The organism is Staphylococcus sp. EG-SA-15, from assembly GCF_017151895.1.
Taxonomy (GTDB): domain Bacteria; phylum Bacillota; class Bacilli; order Staphylococcales; family Staphylococcaceae; genus Staphylococcus; species Staphylococcus aureus.
The window spans coordinates 42,434-67,508 of sequence record NZ_JACVZN010000012.1 but is presented as its reverse complement, the minus strand read 5'-3'; the positions used below and the strand labels follow the sequence as shown (position 1 = coordinate 67,508).

At 32.8% G+C, this 25,075-nt stretch carries 25 protein-coding genes, 1 riboswitch and 1 other annotated feature; all 25 genes read right to left on the bottom strand.

Features of this window, described 5'->3' with window-relative positions; all coding sequences use genetic code 11:
* Positions 1-564: aminotransferase class III-fold pyridoxal phosphate-dependent enzyme (locus IDG64_RS07385; protein ID WP_206171296.1), on the bottom strand; the 564-nt coding region annotated here is incomplete at its 3' end.
* A 47-nt stretch (positions 565-611) separates the two neighbouring features.
* Positions 612-1,586 carry a porphobilinogen synthase gene (gene hemB, locus IDG64_RS07380; protein WP_000667126.1) on the bottom strand — a complete coding sequence of 325 codons (975 nt, stop codon included), beginning with the start codon at positions 1,584-1,586 and terminating at the stop codon, positions 612-614.
* 2 nt (positions 1,587-1,588) lie between these two features.
* Positions 1,589-2,257, bottom strand: coding sequence for a uroporphyrinogen-III synthase (locus tag IDG64_RS07375; RefSeq protein ID WP_000805940.1), 669 nt, complete (start codon positions 2,255-2,257; stop codon positions 1,589-1,591).
* A 21-nt stretch (positions 2,258-2,278) separates the two neighbouring features.
* Complete coding sequence (hemC, locus tag IDG64_RS07370; protein ID WP_001230228.1) at positions 2,279-3,205, bottom strand: hydroxymethylbilane synthase; 927 nt, start codon at positions 3,203-3,205, stop codon at positions 2,279-2,281.
* A 41-nt stretch (positions 3,206-3,246) separates the two neighbouring features.
* Positions 3,247-4,062 carry a cytochrome c biogenesis protein gene (ccsA, locus tag IDG64_RS07365; RefSeq protein WP_206171295.1) on the bottom strand — a complete coding sequence of 272 codons (816 nt, stop codon included), beginning with the start codon at positions 4,060-4,062 and terminating at the stop codon, positions 3,247-3,249.
* Between the two features lie 21 nt (positions 4,063-4,083).
* On the bottom strand, positions 4,084-5,430 hold the full coding sequence (hemA, locus tag IDG64_RS07360; protein WP_000545450.1) for a glutamyl-tRNA reductase: 1,347 nt from the start codon (positions 5,428-5,430) through the stop codon (positions 4,084-4,086).
* A gap of 216 nt (positions 5,431-5,646) precedes the next feature.
* Complete coding sequence (yihA, locus tag IDG64_RS07355) at positions 5,647-6,237, bottom strand: ribosome biogenesis GTP-binding protein YihA/YsxC (protein WP_000867697.1); 591 nt, start codon at positions 6,235-6,237, stop codon at positions 5,647-5,649.
* A gap of 153 nt (positions 6,238-6,390) precedes the next feature.
* Positions 6,391-7,653, bottom strand: coding sequence for an ATP-dependent Clp protease ATP-binding subunit ClpX (clpX, locus tag IDG64_RS07350; protein WP_000472302.1), 1,263 nt, complete (start codon positions 7,651-7,653; stop codon positions 6,391-6,393).
* Positions 7,654-7,803: 150 nt separating this feature from the next.
* A complete protein-coding gene (gene tig / locus IDG64_RS07345) occupies positions 7,804-9,105 on the bottom strand; it encodes a trigger factor (RefSeq protein ID WP_000127573.1) in 1,302 nt (433 codons plus the stop codon).
* A gap of 47 nt (positions 9,106-9,152) precedes the next feature.
* Entirely contained in the window at positions 9,153-9,263 is a 111-nt protein-coding gene (locus IDG64_RS07340) for a hypothetical protein (RefSeq protein WP_001790560.1), read from the bottom strand.
* 4 nt (positions 9,264-9,267) lie between these two features.
* Positions 9,268-10,197: a hypothetical protein gene (locus IDG64_RS07335; protein ID WP_001280022.1), complete on the bottom strand. Its 930-nt coding sequence runs from the start codon at positions 10,195-10,197 to the stop codon at positions 9,268-9,270.
* Between the two features lie 18 nt (positions 10,198-10,215).
* Positions 10,216-10,824, bottom strand: a complete 609-nt coding sequence (locus tag IDG64_RS07330) for an NUDIX domain-containing protein (RefSeq protein WP_000032665.1) — start codon at positions 10,822-10,824, stop codon at positions 10,216-10,218.
* A gap of 141 nt (positions 10,825-10,965) precedes the next feature.
* Positions 10,966-11,322: a 50S ribosomal protein L20 gene (gene rplT, locus IDG64_RS07325; RefSeq protein ID WP_001138360.1), complete on the bottom strand. Its 357-nt coding sequence runs from the start codon at positions 11,320-11,322 to the stop codon at positions 10,966-10,968.
* A 46-nt stretch (positions 11,323-11,368) separates the two neighbouring features.
* Positions 11,369-11,569 carry a 50S ribosomal protein L35 gene (gene rpmI / locus IDG64_RS07320; protein ID WP_001125540.1) on the bottom strand — a complete coding sequence of 67 codons (201 nt, stop codon included), beginning with the start codon at positions 11,567-11,569 and terminating at the stop codon, positions 11,369-11,371.
* A gap of 28 nt (positions 11,570-11,597) precedes the next feature.
* A complete protein-coding gene (gene infC, locus IDG64_RS07315) occupies positions 11,598-12,125 on the bottom strand; it encodes a translation initiation factor IF-3 (protein WP_001791162.1) in 528 nt (175 codons plus the stop codon).
* A 28-nt stretch (positions 12,126-12,153) separates the two neighbouring features.
* Positions 12,154-12,279 (bottom strand) — a sequence feature (ribosomal protein L20 leader region).
* 74 nt (positions 12,280-12,353) lie between these two features.
* A complete protein-coding gene (locus IDG64_RS07310; protein WP_000049154.1) occupies positions 12,354-13,847 on the bottom strand; it encodes an amino acid permease in 1,494 nt (497 codons plus the stop codon).
* 144 nt (positions 13,848-13,991) lie between these two features.
* Positions 13,992-14,167: riboswitch (Lysine riboswitch) on the bottom strand.
* Between the two features lie 105 nt (positions 14,168-14,272).
* Entirely contained in the window at positions 14,273-16,210 is a 1,938-nt protein-coding gene (thrS, locus tag IDG64_RS07305; protein WP_000435132.1) for a threonine--tRNA ligase, read from the bottom strand.
* Positions 16,211-16,407: 197 nt separating this feature from the next.
* A complete protein-coding gene (locus tag IDG64_RS07300; protein WP_001790562.1) occupies positions 16,408-16,530 on the bottom strand; it encodes a hypothetical protein in 123 nt (40 codons plus the stop codon).
* A 92-nt stretch (positions 16,531-16,622) separates the two neighbouring features.
* A complete protein-coding gene (dnaI, locus tag IDG64_RS07295) occupies positions 16,623-17,543 on the bottom strand; it encodes a primosomal protein DnaI (protein ID WP_000808621.1) in 921 nt (306 codons plus the stop codon).
* Positions 17,543-18,943: a replicative helicase loading/DNA remodeling protein DnaB gene (locus IDG64_RS07290; RefSeq protein ID WP_000533499.1), complete on the bottom strand. Its 1,401-nt coding sequence runs from the start codon at positions 18,941-18,943 to the stop codon at positions 17,543-17,545. The genes dnaI and IDG64_RS07290 overlap by 1 nt, the downstream gene beginning before the upstream one ends.
* Positions 18,944-19,414 (bottom strand): transcriptional regulator NrdR, encoded by a 471-nt coding sequence (gene nrdR / locus IDG64_RS07285; RefSeq protein WP_000650082.1) that lies wholly within the window; start codon positions 19,412-19,414, stop codon positions 18,944-18,946.
* Positions 19,415-19,624: 210 nt separating this feature from the next.
* Positions 19,625-20,650: a type I glyceraldehyde-3-phosphate dehydrogenase gene (gap, locus tag IDG64_RS07280; protein ID WP_000106142.1), complete on the bottom strand. Its 1,026-nt coding sequence runs from the start codon at positions 20,648-20,650 to the stop codon at positions 19,625-19,627.
* 169 nt (positions 20,651-20,819) lie between these two features.
* Entirely contained in the window at positions 20,820-21,443 is a 624-nt protein-coding gene (gene coaE / locus IDG64_RS07275) for a dephospho-CoA kinase (RefSeq protein WP_001127167.1), read from the bottom strand.
* A 15-nt stretch (positions 21,444-21,458) separates the two neighbouring features.
* Positions 21,459-22,331 (bottom strand): bifunctional DNA-formamidopyrimidine glycosylase/DNA-(apurinic or apyrimidinic site) lyase, encoded by an 873-nt coding sequence (gene mutM / locus IDG64_RS07270; RefSeq protein WP_001114452.1) that lies wholly within the window; start codon positions 22,329-22,331, stop codon positions 21,459-21,461.
* A 15-nt stretch (positions 22,332-22,346) separates the two neighbouring features.
* Positions 22,347-24,977: a DNA polymerase I gene (gene polA / locus IDG64_RS07265; protein WP_001038306.1), complete on the bottom strand. Its 2,631-nt coding sequence runs from the start codon at positions 24,975-24,977 to the stop codon at positions 22,347-22,349.
* Positions 24,978-25,075: the final 98 nt, after the last annotated feature.

Here is a 25,075-nt window from a genome sequence, read left to right as displayed (position 1 = left end):
TGCATCTAAATCATTGTATGGAACTGTAATTGTATTTTTAGCAATACCTTCAGGCACACCAGGAGAATCCGGCAATCCTAATGTTGCCACCCCAGAACCAGCTTTGATTAATAACGAATCACTATGACCATGATAGCAACCTTCAAATTTCACAATTTTATTTCTTCCAGTATAACCACGTGCTAATCTTAAAGTATCCAATGTAGCTTCTGTACCAGATGACACCATACGCACTTTTTCTATTGAAGGTACTCGGTCAATAACGAGCTGCGCCAATTTATTTTCAAGTAATGTTGATGCACCAAAACTTGTACCTTTATCAATTGCTTCATGTAAATGACTAATAACTTGAGGGTCTCTATGTCCTAAAATAAGTGGCCCCCAACTTAGTACATAGTCGATATACTCGTTACCATCGATATCATAAATTTTTGAACCTTTACCGTGATCCATAAAAATTGCTGGTGTATCTACTGATTTAAATGCGCGTACTGGACTATTTACACCACCAGGCATTAAAGTTTCAGCAACCTTCATTGCTTCTTCTGATTTCGTATATCTCATAAAGTAAATTCCTCCTATAGTTTATGGAAAATCATACATATAAAACCTTATTTATCTAAATAGCGACAAATGTCCTTTGCAAAATACGTAATAATCATATCAGCACCTGCACGTTTCATTGAAACCATTTGTTCCATAACGACACGTTCTTCATCTATCCAACCATTTTGTGCCGCTGCTTTAGTCATACTATATTCTCCACTCACATTATATGCAACAACTGGAACATTCGTATGATTTTTAACATCTCGAACTATGTCTAAATAACTTAGAGCAGGTTTAACAATCATCATGTCGCACCCTTCTTTAAGATCACTTTCTAATTCACGAAGTGCTTCCAAACGGTTAGCAGGGTCCATCTGATACGTTTTTCTATCCCCAAATGATGGCGCTGAATCTGCTGCATCTCTAAAAGGTCCAAAGAAACTTGATGCATACTTGACACCATAACTCATTATAGGAATATTGTAATAGCCGGCTTCATCTAATCCACGACGAATTTCAGCAACAAAACCATCCATCATATTACTTGGCGCAATAATATCAGCACCAGCTTCCACTTGAGAAATTGCTGTTTTAACAAGCAGTGGCAATGATTTATCATTGTCAACGTCATGTGTATGGTCATCAATCACGCCACAATGACCATGATCAGTATATTCACATAAACAAGTGTCTGCAACAATTAATAAGTCATCATACATTTTTTTAGCAATACGTGTTGCCTGTTGAATAACACCATCGTGAATGTATGCACCAGTACCTATATCATCTTTTGAGTTTGGAACACCGAAAAACATAATGGCACGTATGCCTAAGTCATAAGCTTCTTTTAATTCACTTTCAAGTAAATTCAAACTGATTTGGTATACACCTGGCAATGACTTAATTTCTTTTTTCACATCGTCTTTTTCAACTACAAAAATTGGATATATTAAATCTTCTTTTCTTACATGATTCTCTCTAACCATATCTCTCATTGTCGCTGATGATCTCAATCTTCTATGTCTATCAAATTTCATTTTTAGCCCCTACTTTCTAAAATCTTTTCAATTAGTGATTCGAGTGTTTGAATTTCTGCAATTGTTACTGGTTGTTGATATGATTTAATGGTCCGTGCTGTTTGTTCTCCAATAGCAAAATACGACTTGAATTTTGGTACAAATCCTTCATTAAAATAATAACGTACTGCCGACGAACTTGAAAATGTTAATGCATCGATTTGTTGATGTTCTATCATTTCTTTAACATCTTGTATATTTTGTTTGTTAGGCACTGAAGTATATAAATCTATTTTAACAACTTCATTATCTTTAGATAACGCTGCTAATAACAATGGTCTCGCCAATTCACTCGAAGGCAAAAGTATTTTTTGGTTAGTTTGATTAAATGATTTTAAAAATCCTTCTTGAGAAAAGTCGTTTGGCATAAAATCAACTCGAATGCCAAGTGATTCACAATATTGCGCTGTCTTACTTCCTATCACAGCAATGTTATCAACATTAATTCCTTTTAGATATTTATAAAAGAATTTCACAGCATTTTTAGATGAAAAAATAAGCCAGTCATAGTGTTGATTTAACAAATGAATATCAAAATTTAGTGGCTTTATATCAATAAAGGGTTTGTGAATAATTGATACTAAATCACTTTGCATGTCATTTGTTTGTGTCATAACTACAACTGGCTTCATATTTAAACGTCACTCCATTATTTAATGTTGTTCATTTAAGCGTTTTATAATTTCATAAGCACCTTGCTCTTTTAATTTGTTACTCACTGTTTTGCCTAACTCAACCGGATCTGTTCCGTTCATTGTATATTCAAATCGCTCTTTACCATCTGGGGTCATAATTAAACCTGTAAATTCGATTTCGTTTTGATCTGAGATTGTAGCATATCCTGCAATTGGCACCTGACAACTACCATCCATTTCTGCTAAAAACGTTCGTTCAGCAGTCACACATTTTGCAACCTCATCATTATGTACTTTGCTTAATAATGTTAATAGTTCTTCATCGTCACTACGACATTCTATCCCTAAAGCACCTTGTCCGATTGCAGGTAACAATGTATCTCTATCAAGATAAGATGTTACAATATCATCTGACCAGCCCATTCTTCTTAAACCAGCTGCAGCTAAAATAATCGCATCATAATCTTCAGTTTGTAACTTTTCTAATCGTGTATCTATATTACCTCTAATCCATTTAATCTCTAAATTAGGATACTTAGATAATATTTGTGCACCACGACGTAATGAACTAGTACCAATAATACTGCCTTCTGGCAATTGGGATAGTGGTGTATGTGTTTTAGAAATATACGCATCAAAAGGTAATTCTCTATCAGGGATACAACCTAATGTTAAACCTTCCGGAATTACACTTGGTACGTCTTTAAGCGAGTGTATTGCCATATCGATATTTTTTTCAAAAAGTTCATGTTGTATTTCTTTAACAAATAAGCCTTTGCCTCCGACTTTAGACAATTGTTTATCTACTATACGATCGCCTTTCGTGACAATTTCTTTAATTTCAATTTCTAGATTTGGCTCGACAGCTTTTAATTTATCAATAAATTGCTGGCTTTGTGTTAAAGCTAATTTACTTCTTCTGGAGCCAACGACTAATTTACGCATGTTCAATTCCTCCTAGGAACGGATTGCTCTAGATTATTTTCTCAATTCACAAAATGTGTTGCAAAAAATAAATTAATCATATTTAAGCAAAATAAAATAATGTTATAGTATATTAAATATCTTGAATTCAACCATTTGTTGATTCTAAGTAAAATATAAGTTCCATATAATACTGTAATAATTGAAGAGAGTATTACCTTCGGGTCAATGAATATACGTTCACCAACTGAAATTACACCCCACTGTGTACCTAAAATAATACTAAATATGAGAATTATCCACCCACTTAACGTTGAGTAAAACACAATTGATTCAAGTGTAGCAACGCTACCAATTCTAAAGTATTTTTGATCAAAACGTTTTTCCTTCAAATTACGGTATTGCATGATATACAGTAATGCATTGACAAAAGCTAAGGCAAAGAAGACATAACTTAACACAGCTAGACCGATATGGACTAACAGTAACTCGTCTACAACAGCAATTTTCTGAACCTTATTAGTATAATGTGTCGGTTGAAATGTATTCATCCCTAAAAGTGTTAACCCTATTAAATTCAAGAAAAACACAGAGAAATTCAAAACTTTGATAAGGTTAAGAATTAAAGAGATTGAAATAATCAGCCAACTTAAAGTATAGAATACATCTGAAATAGACCCTAATGGAATATGTCTAGTTTGTATAATAAAAATAGATAAAGAGATTGTTTGTAAAACCCAAACAATCCCCAATAAATATATGCCTAAACTTCTAATCTTATGACTTTTTTGTACAAAATCATAAAAATAGCAAATGATACTGATTAAGTATATTAATAATATAATTTCATTGAATCGAATAAACAGGTTTTCTTGCATATTATCACCATATTAATATGCTTATTCAAAACTAAAGATACGTCGCGCTGAAATTTCCTTGACCTTGCTTTCTTTTTGTTGCTTCGCTTGCTCATGAGGACATTCAGCTTCGATATCAAATATATTTTGAAATAGCTCTAATTTTTCATTACTTTTCTTATCACTACTTAATTCTTTGGCCTGTTTAATAGGATCTTTCAACATTTGATTGATGATACTTTTTGTATGTTTAGATATAATTTTACGTTCTCTTTCGCTTAACCCTGGCAATTTACGATCAATACTGTCCATCGTTTCTGCTTGAATTGCCATAGCTTTTTCACGTAAAGCTCTAATCACTGGAACAACACCCAACATACTAATCCACTCATTGTGTGCATGTATTTCTGCAGGAATTTGTTCCGAAATTGTTGCAGCCGCTAATTGTCGCTCACGTAAGTTTGCATCAACTAAACCTTTTAAGTCATCAACATCATAATTAAAGATGTTTGTGATGGCACTAATACCAGGTTCAATATCTCGAGGAACTGCAATATCAATCAATACTAGTGAATCTTGCTTTCTATTTTCTGCAATTCTTTCTATCATTTCATTTGTAATGATATAAGATTGTGCACTCGTTGAACTAATCACAATATCTGCACTTTCAAGTAAATTTGGTAATGATGATAGTTCATCATATTTCACTTGATGCTTTGCTGCTAATTTCATAGCATTTTCAATTGTTCTATTTACTACTGTAATATCAGTAATTCCAGAACCAAGAAGATTTAATAGTGATAATTCACTCATTTCCCCTGCACCAATAATGATAGCTTGCTTACTTTTCAATTTGCCAAATACTTTTTTCGCCAACTCGACCGCAGCATAAGACACACTTACAGCATTATCAGCTATATCTGTTTCATTATGTGCTCTTTTTGCAAAAGTAATTGCCTGTTTAAATAGATGATTAAAAATTGTTCCTGTCGTACCTGTGCTTTGCGCTAAGAAAAATGCATCTCTTATTTGACCTAAAATTTGAGTTTCTCCAAGTACGATTGAATCTAAACCAGAAGTGACACGCAATAAATGTTCTACTGCTTCGTCCCCCACTTTTACTTCTGACATTGCTTTAATATCAGCTACTTCAAATCCAAATGCACGAGCTAGAAATCGTTGAATATAGTAACGACCTGTGTGAATTTGATCAACAACAGCATATACTTCAGTTCGATTACATGTTGATAATATGACATTTTCTAAAATAGATTTAGTTTCATATAAATCTTCATGGGCAATTCGTAAGGCATCATCTCTAAAAGCAACTTGCTCTCTTAGTGCAACATCAGCTGTGCGATGATTTATACTAATTGCAATAAAATGCATTTGAAACGCCCCCATATATACTAACAATACAAATATTATAACATAATTTAAAATCCAATTAAGTACGATGCTTAAATAAATTATAATCTTTCTAATTTACTTTTGAGTTTTTGACAAAATGATGAACGTTGAAAAATGTTATCAATTGTGTACTAATTAAAAGTTTCGTGCTTACATTATTTTTAAAATTTTTGTATAAGTTTTGTCGTACAAAAACTATGAAATATACGGTTCAATTAAATTCCATATTTGTTGTTGTTTATTATTTTGAATTGATGAATAACTTACAATTGTATCGTCTGGGTCCATATCTAATTGTGTCTTAATATTTTTAATATGCTTTTGAACTTTACCTTTTGGAATTTTGTCTTCTTTAGTGCATATAACTAAAGTAGGAATATCAAAATGTTTCAAATAATTGTACATTAAGATATCATCTTGTGTTGGATCATGTCTTAAATCAACTAATTGAATAACTAATTGCAAATTCTCTCTCTTAGTTATATATTCCTCAATCATTTTCCCAAATTTTTCACGTTGTGTTTTACTTACTTTAGCATATCCATACCCTGGAACATCCACAAAAATAAGTTGTTCATCTATATTATAAAAATTTAACGTTTGCGTTTTGCCGGGTTGCTGTGATGTACGTGCCATATTTTTTCTGCCAATCATACTATTGATAAATGTAGACTTACCTACATTAGATCGACCGCTCAGTGCAACTTCAGACAATTCTGTTTCTGGATATTGTTCTTCTTTTACTGCACTAATGATTAATTCTATATTATTAGGATTAACTTTCATTTTATATCCTCACTTTTTTATATTCTCTTTCAACTCTACCATTATATAATATTTGAACCTTTCGGTATACATTATAAAAAAGCTCCGATCAAAGTTAAACTATTTGAGCGTCAACTTTGATTGGAGCTTTTCACTTTTATAACACATCAATGATTAAGCTGATGTTTTACTATTATTAATTAAATTGCCTTCTGCGTCGTATAGTTCTGGTTCAGTTTCTTCATTAATTGTTTGTGCTGTAATAACTACCTTCGTTACATTTTCGTTAGAAGGCACATCAAACATAATATCGATTAACGATTCTTCTATGATTGAACGTAAACCACGCGCACCTGTTTTTCTTTCAATTGCTTTTTCACTAATTGCTGATAAAGCTTCTTCAGTGAACTCTAAATCCACATCATCTAATTCCAGCATTTTAGTATATTGTTTCACAAGTGCATTTTTAGGTTGCGTTAAGATGTTTTTCAACGCAGTTACATCTAATGTTTCTAAATTAGCTACAATTGGCACACGTCCGATAAATTCAGGAATCAAACCATAGGCTTGCAAATCTTCTGGGCGAATTTGTGCTAATAATGCTTGTTCGTCATATTTATCAGCTTCATTGCTTGAGAAACCAATAACTTTTTCACCAAGACGGCGCTTAATCACTTCTTCAATACCATCAAAGGCACCACCAAGAATAAATAAGATATTTGTTGTATCAATTTGAATCATTTCTTGGTTTGGATGTTTGCGTCCACCTTGTGGCGGAACACTTGCAGTCGTACCTTCTAAGATTTTAAGCAATGCTTGTTGAACACCTTCACCTGAAACGTCACGTGTTATAGATGTGTTTTCAGATTTACGTGCAATTTTATCAATTTCATCTACATAAATAATACCTTTTTCGGCTTTATCAATGTCAAAGTCAGCTGCTTGAATTAATCTCAACAAGATATTTTCAACATCATCGCCTACATAACCAGCTTCAGTTAAACTTGTCGCATCTGCAATTGCAAATGGTACATTCAACGTCTTGGCTAATGTTTGAGCTAATAATGTTTTACCACTACCTGTTGGCCCAATTAATGCAATGTTACTTTTTTGTAATTCAACATCATCTTCTTTTGGTCCTAATTGTTGAATACGCTTATAGTGGTTATAAACAGCTACAGCTAAAGATTTTTTAGCTTTTTCTTGACCAATAACATATTCGTTTAAATGATCCATAATTTCTTTAGGAGTAGGTAATTCTGTCATCGCTTCAGAAGTGTTTTGAGCTAATTCTTCTTCGACGATTTCTGAGCATAATTCAATACACTCATTACAAATATATACACCACTTCCTGCTACAAGTTTTTTTACTTGATCTTGGTCTTTTCCGCAGAAAGAGCATTTCAAATTTTCTTCATCTTCATTGAATTTAAACATTCTTTTTACACCCCTATTCGTTAAAGACTATACTAGATTGGATATTACAATGCAACATATTAACATACAAACTTTTTGCTTAAAGAATAGTAGCAGATACATAAGCTATGCATCTGCTACTCATTTTTGTAATTTAATATTTAATGAAGATTAATCTTCTTTAGTTCCTTCAACGAACTTTGCGTTATCTCTTAATAAATCGATAACTTTTTGGATACGAACATCATTTTTAATGATATCAGTATTACCTAAAGTATTTTTGATATCTTCAACTGAGATATTAAATTGTTTACTCATTTTTTCTAATTCTTTATCGATATCTTCATCAGTAGCTTCGATTTTTTCAGCTTCAGCGATCGCAGTTAAAGTTAAGTTAGTTTTAACACGTTGTTCTGCATCGTCTTTCATTTGCTCTCTTAATTGAGTTTCATCTTGACCTGAGATTTGGAAGTACGTTTGTAAATCTAAACCTTGTTGTTGAATTCTTTGTGCAAATTCAGACACCATACGATCTAATTCAGTATTAACCATTGCTTCAGGAATATCGATTGTTGTATTATCAGTAGCTTTTGTAATCGCTTCTTCTTTTTCAACATTTTCAGCATCTGTAGCTTTTTGTTCAGCTAAACGTTTACGTAAGTTTTCTTTGTACTCGTCTACTGTATTTGCTTCTGCATCTAATTCATTAGCAATTTCATCTGTTAATTCTGGAACTTCTTTAAATTTAATTTCGTTAACTTTTGTTTTGAAAGTTGCTTCTTTACCAGCTAATTCTTCAGCATGGTATTCTTCTGGGAATGTTACGACAACATCTTTTTCTTCGTCAACTTTCATACCTTCTAATTGCTCTTCGAAACCAGGTATGAATGAACCTGAACCGATTTCTAAATCGTAACCTTCAGCTTGTCCACCTTCGAATTCTTCTCCGTCAACTGAACCACTAAAGTCAATGTTAACTGTGTCGCCATTTTCAACAACACCATCTTCTTTAACTACCATTTCAGCTAAATGTCCTAAGCTGTGGTCAATCGCTTCTTGTAACTCATCATCAGATAATTCAGTTTCTTGTTTTTCAATTTCAAGACCTTTATAGTCTCCTAATTTAACTTCTGGCTCAACTGTAACTGTTGCTTCAAAAATGAAATCTTTACCTTTTTCAATTTGAGTAACACTTACTTCTGGTTGTGCAACTGGTTTAATATCAGTTTCGTCAATTGCTTCACCATAAGCATCTGGTAATAAAATGTCGATAGCATCTTGATATAATGCTTCTACACCAAAGCGTTGTTCAAAAATTGGACGTGGCACTTTACCTTTACGGAATCCAGGTACGTTAATTTGTTTAACCACTTTTTTGAATGCTTGATCTAACGCTTTGTTTACTTTTTCTGCAGGAACAGTAACAGTTAATAAACCTTCGTTACCTTCCTTTTTTTCCCAAGTTGCTGTCATGTATATATACCTCCATGATTAACTAATTTATTTTTTCAACTTCCCTATTATATCATAGGTCTATTCCCTATACAAACATTGAAATCACAACGTTTATATATTTGTAAATCAACTTTTTTCGTCAAAACTATATTAAAATGCTGAGTATTATTTTGCAACAATTTAACTATTATTATTCAAATCTAATTGCTGAATAAAATTAAATGCATCGATACTTTGTAATTCACATTTAAGTCCTAACATATTTTTGAAATAACATTCGTATGCATTAATCCATTTATTCGTTTCAAACAAAGTTTCAATATCAATTGGATAAATCATGATAGAGTGATTATTCATAATATGGTGTGCTTCTTCAGCGATATGTAATGCACCATCATTTAATGTTTCCATAACGTTAGGTATAACTTTTTCTTTCAGTGTTGTATGTTCTAGCCCATTTAAATTAGCTGGTACAAAAGTTACATCCATACCATACTTTTCAATTGTCAGTTCTTGTGTACAATTTGCAAACCTTAAATACTCAATCATTAAACTAATGAGGTTATAACTGTACGTATTAGATTTTAATATATATAATACCGTTTCTTGAAATTGAAAATGACCATTGTCTATTAACTTCAAAATCAAGTGCGTCTGTTCCCTCATTGATAACGTATCAAAATCAGTTAATGACTGAGTCAATCGTTTTTCATCTTCAATTAATTTTGACTTAGCAAATTCTTTAAGAGGATGTAATGCCATTCTTGTTTTGTGATCTTTGACTTCATCAATAATTTGATGAATTACTTCTACCGCTTCAAAATATTGTCCCAAACCAATCAAACTTTTCACGTAATAAATCATCAATGCATCATATTGTTGTATGCCAGTTTTCAATAAGACAATTGTTTCTTCTCTTAATTCAAGAAATGACCCCGTCTCATATAACATACGGCATTTCATCATTGCTATTTCTTCAGTGAGTTCAAATTGACGTTCATATTGCACAATATATTCATACATCAGGTCATAGTTTTGGTCTTGTTCAGCACGTTTTATATCTTTATATAACTTTTTCGAAGAGTTAGGAAACTGAATAATATCTGACATATATGTCACCTCGTTTGATTATAAATCTTGAAGGATTAATGCGCTCCACGTTTCGAAATCATCATATGACTCTATGTTGCCTTTTTCAACCCATTTTATTCGTAAAGTATCTGTTTCTTTAGCTTCTACATCATTCGTACTTACAGTGATTTTAAATACAACACCAATATGTACCTTGCCCACTTCATTATTATCGTCATTAATAAAACCGATATATTCCATATTTTGTGAATCTTGCTCACTTAAACCTACTTCTTCTTCTAATTCTCTCTGTGCATTAACTCTCAATACTTCGTTAATAGATTCTGCTCCTGGAACATCATTCATATGACCGCCTACACCTATTGAAGATTGTCCATGCAATCGAGCTTCTCCACCGCCAGATAATCGTTCATACACTAATATCTCGCCATGCTCATTTTCAAGTAAACAATAAGAAATGAGTTGTTTATATGATGGATCCTCTTCCATATCGCCGCGTCGCTTAACTTCATATTGACTTAGCGCATCAAAAATATTTTGACCTTCTGGTTTATTATTATTTAAAAACCCATTGAAAGTATTCTTTTCATTATTAAAAATAATTTCTCTAGGTACTACAATGATTTGTTCATCAAATTTAGACATCGTATAAAACTCCTCACTTTAATGTTTGTTCTCTTAAATGCATTTTAGCAAATATGTCATATTTTAGCGATTAAATGTGGCATTTTGCTTTTTAAAAAATAAAAAAGAGATGACAATGCCATCTCTTTTTTATAAGTGTTATTATTTTAAAGCATCTTTAGCTTTAGTTACTAATTGAGCAAATGCTTTTTCGTCAGAAATTGCGATTTCTGATAACATTTTACGGTTAATGTCGATACCAGCTTTTTTCAAACCGTTCATTAAACGTGAGTAGCTCATTTCATGTTGACGAGCTGCTGCGTTGATACGTGTAATCCATAATTTACGGAAGTCACGTTTACGTTGACGACGGTCACGGAAAGCATATTGACCTGATTTCATTACTTGTTGCTTAGCTACTTTGTATAATGTATGTTTTGAACCGAAGTAACCTTTAGCTAATTTAATCGTTTTTTTACGACGCGCTCTTGTTACTGTTCCACCTTTAACTCGTGGCATAAAAAATTCCTCCTTAGGTAATTCCTACCGATTTCTGTATTTGTTCTTATTTTTTGTATGCTAATAATTGTTTTACACGTTTCATATCGCTCTTAGACACTAATCTAGCTTTACGTAATTGACGTTTTTGTTTAGTGCTCTTGTTTGCGAATAAGTGAGATGTGAAAGCTCTTGAACGTTTTAATTGACCTGAAGCAGTTCTTTTAACACGTTTAGCTGCTCCGCGGTGAGTTTTCATTTTTGGCATAATATAAGTCCTCCTGTAATAGCTTTAATTATTTTTCAGCTGTTGGCGCTAACATGATAAACATTTGACGCCCGTCCATTTTAGGTTTTTGTTCAACTGTTGCTATATCTTTGCATTCATCTGCATATTTTTCTAGCACACGTTGACCAATTTCCTTATGCGTAATGGCACGCCCTCTGAAACGAATAGATACTTTACATTTATCGCCTTTAGTTAAGAATTTACGTCCGTTTTTCAACTTAGTTTGGAAATCATGTTCCTCAATTGTTGGACTTAAACGAATTTCTTTAACATTGATAATTTTTTGTTTCTTTTTCATTTCTTTTTCTTTTTTCTGTTGTTCGAATTTGAATTTACCGTAATCCATAATTCTTGCAACTGGTGGTTTCGCATTCGGTGCAACGACCACTAAGTCTAAATCTACACGTTCAGCCATTTCTAAAGCTTCACGCTTTGATTTAACACCAATTTGTTCACCATCTTGACCGATTAAACGTAATTCTTTTGCACGAATTTTGTCATTGATTTGAGTTTGATCTTTTGCTATGGTTGACACCTCCAAAATTTTTACGAAATTTGCACCAAGCAAAAAGGAAGAGCAGGTATAAAATACCCGCTCTTCCTTATACACAGTTATGTGTAATGTGATTAACCTGCCAACTGCTTTATGCGTCGCTACAGGTGAGAAGCGGGTGCTTCTACTTGGTTCGTTTCGTATTCAACGTTGTTAATCATATCAACAATTCACATTTAAGTCAACACTATAACTGTAATTATTTTTATTTTAACCTTTTATTTCATCCATTGACACGTCTTGACGTAAATCTACTTGTTCTAATGGAATTTTTTTCGTTTTATATCGAAGCTTATGATAAATAAAGAATGCTAAAAATACTGGGATTCCCATATACGTAATTAAGAAGCGACTAAAATTAAAATCTCCTGTTTTAATAAAGTCAACATCTTGACCAATAATTACTACAATACATAAAAAGCCAGCAAATAATGGTCCGAATGGGAATAATTTAGCAGTATATTTTAATTTAGATTTGTCATAATTTTGTTTATCAAATGCTCTTCTAAATCGATAATGACTTACTGCTATACCTACCCAAGCAATAAAACCAGTTAAACCACTTGCTGCAACGATATATTCGTATGCACCTTTTGTAAGGCTTTGTAATACGAAAATTATCACTACAATGATTGCTGTAACGAGTAACGACATATATGGCACACCGTTTTTATTTGTTTTACCAAATGCTTCAAACGCTAATTTATCTTTACTCATTGAATATAGCATTCGAGTTGAAGCATACATACCTGAGTTACCTGCTGATAACACAGACGTTAAAATGACTGCATTCATAAATGATGCTGCAAACGCAAATCCAGCATTTTTAAACACTAATGTGAATGGAGACGTTGCTACATTATCACTACCACCCATTAATGCACTACTATCATAAGGAATTAACATACCGATAACAAAAATGGCTAAAATGTAAAATAATAAAATTCTCCAGAATACTTGTTTAATTGCTTTCGGCACAGCACGTTCAGGATTTTCTGATTCACCAGCCGTAATACCAATTAACTCAGTACCTTGGAATGAGAAACCAGCGATTAAGAATACACCTAGAATTGATAATAAACTTCCTCCTAAGTTGCCACCAAGAATAGGACCTTCACCTTTATTAAATATTTCGAATCCTACAACATGACCACCCATGATTCCGACAATCGTTAATAAACCAATTGCAATGAAAACAATAACTGTAACCACTTTTATCAATGCCAACCAGTATTCACTTTCACCATAGACGCGAACTGATAACGAATTCAGACTAAAAATTATAACTAAGAACAACGCACTCCATGCCCAAGCGGGTATGCCTTGCAATGGTGTCCAATATTGAATGACTTGTGCTGCAATCGTAATATCTGCTGCTACAGTTACTACCCAGTTAAACCAATAGTTCCAACCAAGCGCAAACCCTAAAGATGGATCAACAAATCTTGTAGCATATGTACTAAATGAACCTGATACTGGCAAATACGTAGCCATTTCGCCAAGTGACGTCATTAAGAAAAATACCATTATTCCGATAATTGCGTATCCTATTAATGCACCCAAAGCACCTGCATCATGAATTGCTCCACCAGAAGTTACAAATAAACCTGTACCAATACAACCCCCAATCGCAATCATAGAAATATGACGATCTTTAAGTCCCCTTTTGACAACATTGTTACTTTCATTTTGAACTTTTGACATATAAGCTCCCTTTCCATGTTTTAGAGGCCAAGAAATAAATAACCTTTATTCACTTTCATACCCTTTTTTACAGAACATAGTGATATTAAAAGTAAAAAAGTGGCTACATACCTTTAAGATATGCAACCACTTTGGCAATTATCTATATAAGGTAGCACATCACATTCTGTGACAGTACAGTTCCTATTCGAAAACTGTCCCAATAGATATAATTTATGGTTTATATCTATTTCGGCATCTTTACCTTTCACTTGTTCAACTTATGTACCATAAATACTTCTGACAAGTTACTAATTAAACATGCAACCTCTAACTCAATTTAATATTTTAACTAACTTGTAATATACAGGATTCATCACGCATAATCAACCCTGTGAAACTTGATACGCAATAAAAATTTCAAAGCATTTTATTGCGACAACTGTCTATCTATGTTTTTTTAAACGAATTTCATCAACTAGATTCCAGATAAATTCATCTTTTTCAACTGTTTCTTGGTCTTGCGATCCATATTGACGCACATTCACTTGATTATTTTCAACTTCCTTATCCCCAACTACGATTTGATAAGGTATTTTTTGCATTTGAGCTTCTCTAATTTTATAACCCATTTTTTCATTACGGTCATCAATACTTACACGAACGCCTTGAGATTTCAATTCATCTTGTAATTGGCGCGCATAATCATAATGTAAATCAACGTTAACTGGAATGATTTGAACTTGTTTTGGCGCTAACCAAGTTGGGAATGCACCTTTAGTTTCTTCAGTTAAAAATGCTACAAATCGTTCCATTGTTGATACAACACCACGATGAATAACAACTGGACGATGATGTTCACCATCTTGACCAATATAAGTTAAATCAAAACGTTCTGGTAATAAGAAATCAAGTTGTGCTGTTGATAATGTCTCTTCTTTACCCATCGCTGTTTTAACTTGAACATCTAGTTTCGGACCATAGAATGCCGCTTCACCAATCGCTTCTTCGTACGATAAGCCAAGCTCATCCGCTGCCTCTTTAAGCATATTTTCAGCTTTATTCCACATATCATCATCATCAAAGTACTTTTCTTTATCTTCAGGGTCTCTATAACTTAATCTAAAGCTATAATCCTCGAAACCAAAGTCTTTATACACATCAATAATCATGTTTACAACGCGTTTGAATTCTTCTTTAATTTGATCAGGTCGAACAAAGATATGTGAATCATTTAAAGTCATACCACGAACACGTTGTAATCCTGATACAGCACCACTTGCTTCATATCTATGCATCGTTCCTAGCTCAGCGATACGGATAGGTAATTCACGATATGAATGTGGTTTATTCGCATAAATCATCATATGATGTGGACAGTTCATTGGACGTAATACCATAGATTCAGTTTCATCTAACTGCATTGGTGGGAACATATCTTCTTGATAGTGATCCCAGTGACCAGATGTTTTGTATAAATCAACATTAGCAAGTACTGGTGTATAAACGTGGTCATACCCCATGCTCACCTCTTTATCAACAATGTAACGTTCAATTTCACGTCTAATTGTTGCACCGTTAGGTAACCATAATGGCAAACCAGCACCAACTAATTGGCTATTTGTGAATAATTCTAACTCTTTACCAATTTTACGATGATCACGTTCTTTACGCTCTTCTAACATTTGTAAATGTGCTTTTAATTCTTTTTTATCAAAGAAAGCAGTACCGTATATACGTTGTAACATTTTGTTGTTACTATCTCCACGCCAGTATGCACCTGCTGTAGATAATAGTTTAAACTCTTTAATTTTAGCTGTTGATGGAACGTGAACTCCACGACATAAATCAGTAAAATCACCTTGACTATATAATGTTACATTTTCATCTTCAGGAATCGCGTCGATTAATTCTAATTTGTATTCATCATTGCTGAATAACTCTTTCGCTTCATCTCGTGAAACCACTTTTCGTTCGATTTTCATATTTTCGTTAACGATTTGTTTCATTGTTTTTTCAATTTGTTCAAAGTCATCAGATGAGATGTTTTGGTCAATGTCGAAGTCATAGTAGAATCCACCTTCTATTACAGGACCTACACCAAATTTAACATTACCATATAACCTTTTAATCGCGTGTGCCATTAAATGTGCAGTAGAATGACGTAATACCTCTAACGCTTCTTCACTACCTGGTGTCACAATTTCAATTGATCCATCAGTTTCAAGCGGTTTAGTTAAATCTACAAGTTGCCCGTTAAATTTGCCGGCAACAGCTTTTTTACGTAATCCAGGACTAATTGATTGTGCTATATCTTCAGTAGTAGTACCTTTATCAAACGCCTTTTTATTACCATCTGGAAATTGAATATTAATTTGTTCCATGTTAAACCCTCCTATTTGCTTTATAAATACTTTTATCTGACCTCGTTAAAAAATTGAACAACAATCATCGTTTTAACATTAAACCTATTAACAATAAACAGGGAATTTATGACACCAACAAACATTTATGTCTGAAAAAAACAAAAAATCCCGCCCCTATACAAGGGACGAGATCGTCGTGGTACCACCCTAGTTATCTAATACAATTTATGTATTAAATATCTCTGCTTAAGATAACGGTCTTGATCCGGGTATTCATTACAAATACCATAAATGAAGTAGTAATCATCTAATTTATTAACCATATTCTCATCAAACAATGGCTTTCTGTGTAATATTGATTAGATCATCTTGTCTTCAATCATTTAAACGATTTAGATTTGTATTCATTATACACCAATCATTTTAAAATTCAATTGTTTCTGAAATTTTCTCCTGATAAAAAGTATGGTGTTGACAAAGATTTGACACGTTCAATAATACGTGCTGCTTTAGTCTTCTCTTCACCATCACGAGTCATCGCTAAATGATGTTCCAATTCACTATAGTCAAAATTAGAACTAAAGAATGTTGGTAATTCATGAACCATTCGATAATGTAGCAAAGGTCCAATTACCTCATCTCTCACCCATGGAGTCACTTCTTCAGCCCCAATATCATCAAGCATTAAAATGTTTGCTTCTCTTACGCGATGTAATTTCTTTTCAAAAGAACCATCTTTAAAGCCACCTTTTAATGTTCTAATAAATTCCGGTAAATAAATAATTGTCGAACGTACCTTCTTAGATTTGAGCTGATTCGCAATTGCACCTAGAATAAAAGATTTACCTGTCCCAAATGGACCATAAAGGTAAAGGCCTTTCACTTGTTCCCCATTAGTTATTGCTGTACAAATATCATCTGCTGCCATAGCTACATCAAGACGGTCTCGATGATTCATATAAATATCTTTCAATTTGGCATTTAAAGTATCTCGTTGCATATGATGAGATGTAATTAGCTCAGCTTCAAAGCGTTCTTCGTCGTACTTGATTTTACACGGGCATTGTAAATAGCGTATTTTAATTCGGTTATTATCAACATATAACTCAGGCACATGCCCCTTTACGAAATTTGGACAATCAGCAAATTTATGACCGTCATAATGTTTTTGTTGATCTTTATACTCTTGTAACACATTTAAGTCTTCATCAATCATAGCATTCGTTAATTCAGCTCGATGCGCTTCCAAAAATTGCTTAACATCTGGGTCATTGATTACTTCTTTTTTTATCTTTTCTATTCTTTTTTCAAAGTCCTGCGACGTGTTAATTATACTTTTAAATTGCTTCATTATTGACTGTCCTCCTCCCATTTTTTAGATAATTTATCTAGAAATGCTTGTCGATCTTGCTCTAATTGTTGATCATCTACGCTATTATCTTTAGCCGAATCTTCTTCACTAGGTTTATCTCTATTTTCTAACCATTTAGGTGTTTTTTCTTTTGAAATACGATTACGTTGCCCATAGTATGAACCACGCTTTTGGTAATTTTCGCTAGAACCCTCATTTTTAAGTTGATTAACTTTTTTAGCGTAATTATATGCTTCTTTAGCTGTCTTAATACCTTTTTTCTTCCAATTTGATGCTATTTCCAAAATATACGCTTTAGGAAGTTTCATATCTTCTTTTAACATGACAAATTGCAACAAAATATTAATGACGCCAAAAGACATTTTTTCACGTTCAATTAATTCTTCAACCATTGTCTTTTGCGATATAGTTGGTTCTGATTCAGACCAAGAAGCTAACATATCAATTGGACTCGTTTGTTCAAGTAACTCAAACCATTCATCACTTTGTGGCTTTGGATTCACTTCTGAAGATTTGCCCGTCGAAGATGATGTAGCAGGAGATTTCACCTGTAATTTAGGCATTTGATTTTCGTGTTCCATTAAGTAATACGAGCGTGCTTGTTTACGCATTTCTTCAAAGGATAACTGTTGTCCACTTGTAATTGAATTTAAAATAACATGCTTCATGCCATCTGCTGTTAAACCATATAAAGTCGCGAGTTGTGTAATTAAACGCTTTGCATCTTTGGTAACAATGTCTTGACTAATAAAATGTTTACCTAACATTTGTCTCAACATTTCAAAGTCAAAAGATTCATTTGATAAATCGATACCTTGGTACGGTTCATTAATCGGAATATCACTTGTATCCATATCTATTTTTGTAGACGGCACTTTAAAAACATCAGTAAATTGTCTTGTTACCTGTTTAAATTCACTCAAATCAATTTGTTGATACTCAAAGTATTTCTTCAACTCATGAAATCGACGATGCTCGACTTCACTATATAAAAAGATTGACAACATTGGATCATTAAAAAATAAATGTGCTGAAGGCGGTTGAATTAATTGGTAAACAAATTGTGTTTCTTGTTCATCATGTTTGACAAACGCCTTTAACAATCCAATCGCTTCAAGTAAGTCCATTTGTTGTCTAAACTCTAGTAAATTAATTTTAAGTTCATTCATAAAAATATAATGAGAAAGAATCAATGTTTCATTATGACTTTCTTTAACGAATTGAGTCATAAAATGATATAAACCCACTGCTTGCGTTCCAATTAGCGGTGTATACAGTCGATTCAATACCTCTAAATGATTCGTATTTAAATCAAAGTGTTGCATAACTTTGAATTGATCCTTCGGTCTTAAGCCGAATTCGAAGGCTTGTCGTCCCATTTAAGCATCACTCCGTTTGTTTTCGCTTAAAATCCCTTGCATCGATGCTAACAATTGATCAACATCTTTAAATTCTTTATAGACTGATGCAAATCTAACATATGAAACTTGATCAACATGCATTAACAAGTTCATAACGTGTTCACCTATATCTCGTGAAGACACTTCCGTATGACCTTCATCTCGTAATTGCCATTCAACCTTGTTAGTTATGTCTTCAAGTTGTTGATATCTAACTGGTCGTTTCTCACAAGAACGCACAAGTCCATTAAGTATCTTTTCTCTTGAAAACTGCTCTCTTGTGCCATCTTTTTTCACAACTATAAGCTGACTAACTTCGATATGTTCAAATGTAGTGAAACGTGTTCCACAATTTTCACATTCTCTTCGTCTTCGAATGGCATTTAATTCATCGGCATGCCTTGAATCTACAACTTTAGATTGTGTAGAATTACATTTCGGGCATTTCATTACATCACCCTCTTTATTTTGATTATGCCTAATTATACTATAAATCTAGAGATGAAAAAAGAATCCCTCAATTTAATTCATTTAACCAAATAATGAAACAATAAAAAACATTATATCGTTACTTATTAAGTAATTTGCATGACAATATTATTGTATTAAAAAATAAAAAACCTAACTCCGAAGTCAGAGTTAGGCTATAAATTAATTGTATTAACTTGCACTTACAGTTTCTTTTGATGTCAAAAGTGCTCCAATTTGCTCAGCAACATCTACAACTCTATTTGAATAACCCCATTCATTATCATACCAAGCAATAACTTTTACTTTATTCCCTGACATGACCATTGTTGATTTTGCATCAATAATAGCTGAATTTGGATTAGTATTAAAATCAACAGACACTAGTGGTTGATGTTCGACTTCTATGATACCTTCTAAACCTGCATTTTCAAAAGCTTGGTTTACTTCTTCTGCAGTTACTTCTTTTTCTAAATCAACAACTAAATCAACGAGCGATACATTCTTTGTTGGTACACGTAATGCCATGCCGTGTAATTTACCTTCTAATTCTGGTAATACTTCTTTTAAAGCTTTCGCCGCACCAGTAGAAGTAGGAATAATGCTTTCATTACATGAGCGTGCACGTCTTAAATCTTTATGTGGATTATCAATATTTTTTTGGTCATTTGTAATAGCGTGAACAGTAGTCATTAAACCATTAACTATTCCAAACTGATTATTTAAAACTTTTGCAACTGGACCAATGCAATTAGTAGTACATGAAGCATTACTAAAAATGTCAAATGCTTCTATATCTAATTGGTAATCATTTACGCCTTTAACTACCATTTGAACATGTCCACCTTTTGAAGGACCAGTTAACAAAACTTTTTTGGCACCTGCCTTAATATGTGCGATGGCTTTATCACCATGATTAAATTTACCAGTTGCATCTATAGCAATATCGATATCTAATTCTTTCCATGGCAAGTTTTCAGGATTGCGATCAGCAACCAATTTAATTTTATGATCACCAACTTGCAATCCATTTTCAATCGGTTCAACTTTTAGATTATATTTTCCATGTGTTGTATCGTAATTGATTAAATGTGCAATTGTTTCGGGTGGATAACTAGCATTTATCGCTACTACATTTAAATTTTTATTTTGTAATGCAATACGTAATACCATTCTTCCAATTCTACCCATACCATTAATTGCAATATTCGTTGACATTAAAAGCACCCCTTGATTTTTATGTGTTATACTTTATGGAATTAGTATAGCATATTATATGAAATTTGAAAGCGTTTTCCGTTGATTTATTTATCTTTTTTATAAAAAATAGTCATTACTTACATACATCAACGCGTACGTAAAGTAATGACTTATTTATAGTGTAATATTAATCTTCTTCTCCGTAATTCGGCTTTTCAATATAACCTTCTTCTTCTAACAATCTCTCAAGGTTTTGTTTTAATTCAAGTTTATCCCCTAAATTATCGATAACATGATCGGCCATTCGGCTTTTTTTATCAATAGAAATTTGGCTATAGACACGTGCTTTCGCATCTTCTAATGACAAATTATTACGTTGCATTAAACGATCCATTTGTATACTTTCAGAAGTGTATACAACCCACACTTCGTCTACTGTATTTTCCAATTCATTTTCAAATAATAATGGAATATCCATGATTACATTATATCCTTGTTTTAAATATTCTTGCTTTTCTTCTTCCATAATATCTCGCACGATAGGATGAATGATAGCATTTAATTCTAAGCGTTTTTCTGGATGATTAAACACTAGATCACCCATATAACGACGATTCATCTCACCATTTTCATCAATTGCTTCATCACCAAAGACTTCTCGTACTTGAGCTAAACCTTTACTCCCCTTTTTAACAGCTTCCCTGGCTGCTTTATCAGCATCTACTACTTTAAAACCGAATACGGATAAGAGTTCTGATACTGTTGATTTTCCTGAGGCGATTCCACCTGTTAGACCAATAACTTTCGGCATAATTTCACTCTTTCTTTATTTTTGACATACTGGACAATAATGACTATTTCTTGTCGCGATGATTTTTGTTTCAATTTGACTTCCACACACTTTGCATACCGGCTGCTTATATACATTAAGATGCAATTGCATCTCACCAGTTTTTCCATCAGCATGACGATAATCTGAAATACTTGTACCGCCATATTTAATACCTTCTTCTAGTACTTCTCTAACATAATAAAAAACCATTTCTTGTTGTTGGTGTGTTAAGTCTTTTACTTTTTTATCTGGTAAAACACCTGCACGAAACAACGCTTCACATGCGTAAATATTTCCACAACCTGCGATTACTTTATGATCCAAAATCACTTGTTTGATTGGTTTATTCTTATTAGACTGTTGATGAATTCGATTTAAATAATACGTCAATGCTTCATTTGAAAAAGGTTCAGGCGCTATTTCTAAAAATGAAGGATAAGATGCTACAGACGCAACATTTCTAATTTCTCCAAAACGACGTATATCTGAATAAATTAACTTTTTGTCATTTGACAACTCAAAAATAACATGCCAATGCTTACGATAATTAGGTATCATAATATCTTCAAGTTCATCTACAATGAAAAAACCACCCGCCATACCTAAATGACTAATTAATGTACGTTGTTCTCGTTTATTATCTAGCTGAAAAACGATATATTTACTTCTTCGTTCTACATTTGTAATGGTATAGCCTTCCGATAAAGTTTTAAAAGTATCTAATTCAATTCCTTTTATAATTGTTTCCTTGCCTTGAGCTTTACCTTCGATTACTTTATCCGAAAATATAACGTGTTCAATTTTTTGATTTATAACGTAGGGTTCAATTCCTCTTTTTACATGTTCTACTTCTGGTAATTCGGGCATACCATTAACCTCACTTTATTTTGCATCATACCAAGTTGCACCATAACTTGAGTCTACTTTTAATGGAACATCTAATTGCAATGCATTTTCCATTATCTCTTCTACAAATTCACTAAATGAATCTACTTCTGACTTAGGTACTTCAAAAATTAATTCATCGTGTACTTGTAATAATAGTTTAGCTTGATATGTTGTCTCTTTCATTTTTTGTGCAAATTTAACCATTGCCAGTTTAATGATATCTGCAGCACTGCCTTGTATTGGCGTATTCATAGCAGTACGTTCAGCAAAGCCGCGTAAATTAAAGTTACGACTCGTAATATCAGGAATATAGCGTCGACGATGTAGCAATGTTTCCACATAACCTAAAGCTTTGGCATCTTTTACAATATCAGACATATATTGTTTTACACCTGGGAAACTAGCTAAATAATCATCAATGAATGCTTTTGCTTTTTTACGAGTAATACCTAAACTTTGACTTAAACCATAATCACTTATCCCATAAACAATTCCAAAGTTAACCGCTTTTGCTTGACGACGCATTAAACTATCGACTTGATCAGCCTCTACACCAAATACTTTCATAGCAGTTGCTGTATGAATATCATCGCCGTTGATAAATGCTTCTTTCATACTCTCATCTTGTGTAATGTGTGCTAATACACGCAATTCAATTTGAGAATAATCTGCTGATAATATAACGCTATCTTTTGAAGTTGGTTTAAAGGCTTTTCTTATTTTACGCCCTTCTTCAAGTCTAACCGGAATATTTTGTAAATTAGGATCTACACTTGATAAACGTCCAGTTTGCGCTAAAGTTTGGTTAAAACGTGTATGGATACGTTGATCATCACTAATTACCTTTTGCAATCCTTCAACATAAGTAGACTGTAACTTAGATAATTGACGATATTCTAAAATATAATCAATGATAGGATGTTCACCTTGCAATTGCTCTAAGACATCTACAGCAGTAGAATATCCTGTTTTCGTCTTTTTAATAACAGGTAATTGTAATGTCTCAAACAATACAACACCTAATTGCTTAGGAGAATTTATATTAAAATCTTCACCAGCTGCATCATGGATATTTCGAATCAAGACGTCTAATTTTTCTTGAATTTCTTTTTCCATTTCTTCTAAATCATGAACATCTGTAAATATACCAATTTCTTCCATTTCACTTAAAATCTTAGCTAGCGGTAGCTCTAAATCAGCTAAGAGTTCTACCTGATTGTATTCTTCTAATTGTTTATCCATATTTGGTTTCGCAAAGTAAATTGCATCAGTAATAGAAGCAACATATGGATTTAAAACATCATCTTCAGGCACCTTAAATTTCTTACCTTTTCCATATATACTCACATCGTCTTTCACAAAACTTTGACCGTACAATGAAACAACTGATTGAACATCACTAATCGTACGCGATGGATCAATTATATAACTGGCCAACATAATATCGAAAGAAATATTTTGAATATCAATTCCCAATCTATGTGATGCTACATATGTTTTTTTAGCATCATATACTACTTTTTTCGTATTCGGATTTTCTAACCATGAAACTAGTTCGGCATAATTATTTATGTCATCCGCATTAATTACAATATGTTTCTCACCTGTAAATAAAGAGAATTTCAAAATATTATTTCGCAAATAGTTACCACCGTCTAATTCGAAATGGATGGCCGCTTCTTTCAATGAAGTAAAATCAATATTATCAAAAGACGTTTCAATTTCAAATGTCTTTTCTATTGCATCTTCAACACTTGCTGATTGATCAATGTCAGCCAACAATTGTTTGAATTCTAACTTCTTAAACAATTCGATTTTTTCTTGTTGTTCATCTTGATGAGTCATTAACGTATCTTCAAGTTTTACTTCAATCGGACTATCTACATTAATCGTTGCTAATTCTTTACTCATTAATGCATCTTCTTTGCTATTTTGAAGTTTTTCTTTTAACTTTTTACCTGAAATTTCATCTAAATGTTCATAGACACCTTCTACTGTGTCAAATTGGTTTAGCAATTTTATTGCTGTTTTCTCTCCAACACCTGCAACACCTGGTATATTATCAGAAGTATCTCCCATTAATCCTTTCATATCAATAATTTGATTAGGTGTTAACCCGTTGTATTTTTCCGCAATAAAGTCAGGTGTATAATGATCAACATCAGTAACACCTTTTTTAGTGTAATAAATGGTTACATTATCCGTTGCAAGTTGTGTTAAATCTCGGTCTCCCGTAATAATAATTGTCTGAAAGCCCGCTTTATCTGCTTCTTTACTTAAAGTTCCGATAATATCATCTGCCTCATAGTTATCTAATTCATAACGTTTAATATGATAAGCATCTAATAATTGGCGAATATAAGGAAATTGCTCACTTAGTTCAGGCGGCGTTTTCTGGCGTCCACCTTTATATTCACTATATTTTTCATGTCTGAAAGTCGTTTTACCTGCATCAAACGCTACTAAAAAATGATTTGGCTTTTCTTCTTTTAAAATCTTCTCTAGTAACATTGCAAAACCATATACTGCATTGGTATGAATGCCTGCTTTGTTTGATAACAAAGGTAATGCATAAAAAGCTCTAAAACTTAAGCTATTACCATCGATTAATACTAATTTATTCACAATTTTAACCTCCAGAACTAATTTATATATATTTTAGCATATTCGACTGTGATGTCGTAATTAAAGAAACTATCTCATAGAGTATTTATACACGACCT

Excerpts from the sequence above, each read along its gene's own strand:
- yihA (WP_000867697.1), bottom strand. The coding sequence starts at position 6,237 with ATGAAAGTTAATCCTAATAATATAGAATTAATCATTAGTGCAGTAAAA.
- rpmI (WP_001125540.1), bottom strand. The coding sequence starts at position 11,569 with ATGCCAAAAATGAAAACTCACCGCGGAGCAGCTAAACGTGTTAAAAGA.
- dnaI (WP_000808621.1), bottom strand. The coding sequence starts at position 17,543 with ATGAAGCAATTTAAAAGTATAATTAACACGTCGCAGGACTTTGAAAAA.
- IDG64_RS07330 (WP_000032665.1), bottom strand. The coding sequence starts at position 10,824 with ATGTCTAAATTTGATGAACAAATCATTGTAGTACCTAGAGAAATTATT.
- IDG64_RS07310 (WP_000049154.1), bottom strand. The coding sequence starts at position 13,847 with ATGTCAAAAGTTCAAAATGAAAGTAACAATGTTGTCAAAAGGGGACTT.
- nrdR (WP_000650082.1), bottom strand. The coding sequence starts at position 19,414 with ATGAAATGCCCGAAATGTAATTCTACACAATCTAAAGTTGTAGATTCA.
- mutM (WP_001114452.1), bottom strand. The coding sequence starts at position 22,331 with ATGCCCGAATTACCAGAAGTAGAACATGTAAAAAGAGGAATTGAACCC.
- rplT (WP_001138360.1), bottom strand. The coding sequence starts at position 11,322 with ATGCCACGAGTTAAAGGTGGAACAGTAACAAGAGCGCGTCGTAAAAAA.
- IDG64_RS07290 (WP_000533499.1), bottom strand. The coding sequence starts at position 18,943 with ATGGGACGACAAGCCTTCGAATTCGGCTTAAGACCGAAGGATCAATTC.
- hemB (WP_000667126.1), bottom strand. The coding sequence starts at position 1,586 with ATGAAATTTGATAGACATAGAAGATTGAGATCATCAGCGACAATGAGA.
- coaE (WP_001127167.1), bottom strand. The coding sequence starts at position 21,443 with ATGCCGAAAGTTATTGGTCTAACAGGTGGAATCGCCTCAGGAAAATCA.
- thrS (WP_000435132.1), bottom strand. The coding sequence starts at position 16,210 with ATGGAACAAATTAATATTCAATTTCCAGATGGTAATAAAAAGGCGTTT.
- gap (WP_000106142.1), bottom strand. The coding sequence starts at position 20,650 with ATGTCAACGAATATTGCAATTAATGGTATGGGTAGAATTGGAAGAATG.
- hemC (WP_001230228.1), bottom strand. The coding sequence starts at position 3,205 with ATGCGTAAATTAGTCGTTGGCTCCAGAAGAAGTAAATTAGCTTTAACA.
- IDG64_RS07375 (WP_000805940.1), bottom strand. The coding sequence starts at position 2,257 with ATGAAGCCAGTTGTAGTTATGACACAAACAAATGACATGCAAAGTGAT.
- clpX (WP_000472302.1), bottom strand. The coding sequence starts at position 7,653 with ATGTTTAAATTCAATGAAGATGAAGAAAATTTGAAATGCTCTTTCTGC.
- hemA (WP_000545450.1), bottom strand. The coding sequence starts at position 5,430 with ATGCATTTTATTGCAATTAGTATAAATCATCGCACAGCTGATGTTGCA.
- tig (WP_000127573.1), bottom strand. The coding sequence starts at position 9,105 with ATGACAGCAACTTGGGAAAAAAAGGAAGGTAACGAAGGTTTATTAACT.
- IDG64_RS07335 (WP_001280022.1), bottom strand. The coding sequence starts at position 10,197 with ATGTCAGATATTATTCAGTTTCCTAACTCTTCGAAAAAGTTATATAAA.
- ccsA (WP_206171295.1), bottom strand. The coding sequence starts at position 4,062 with ATGCAAGAAAACCTGTTTATTCGATTCAATGAAATTATATTATTAATA.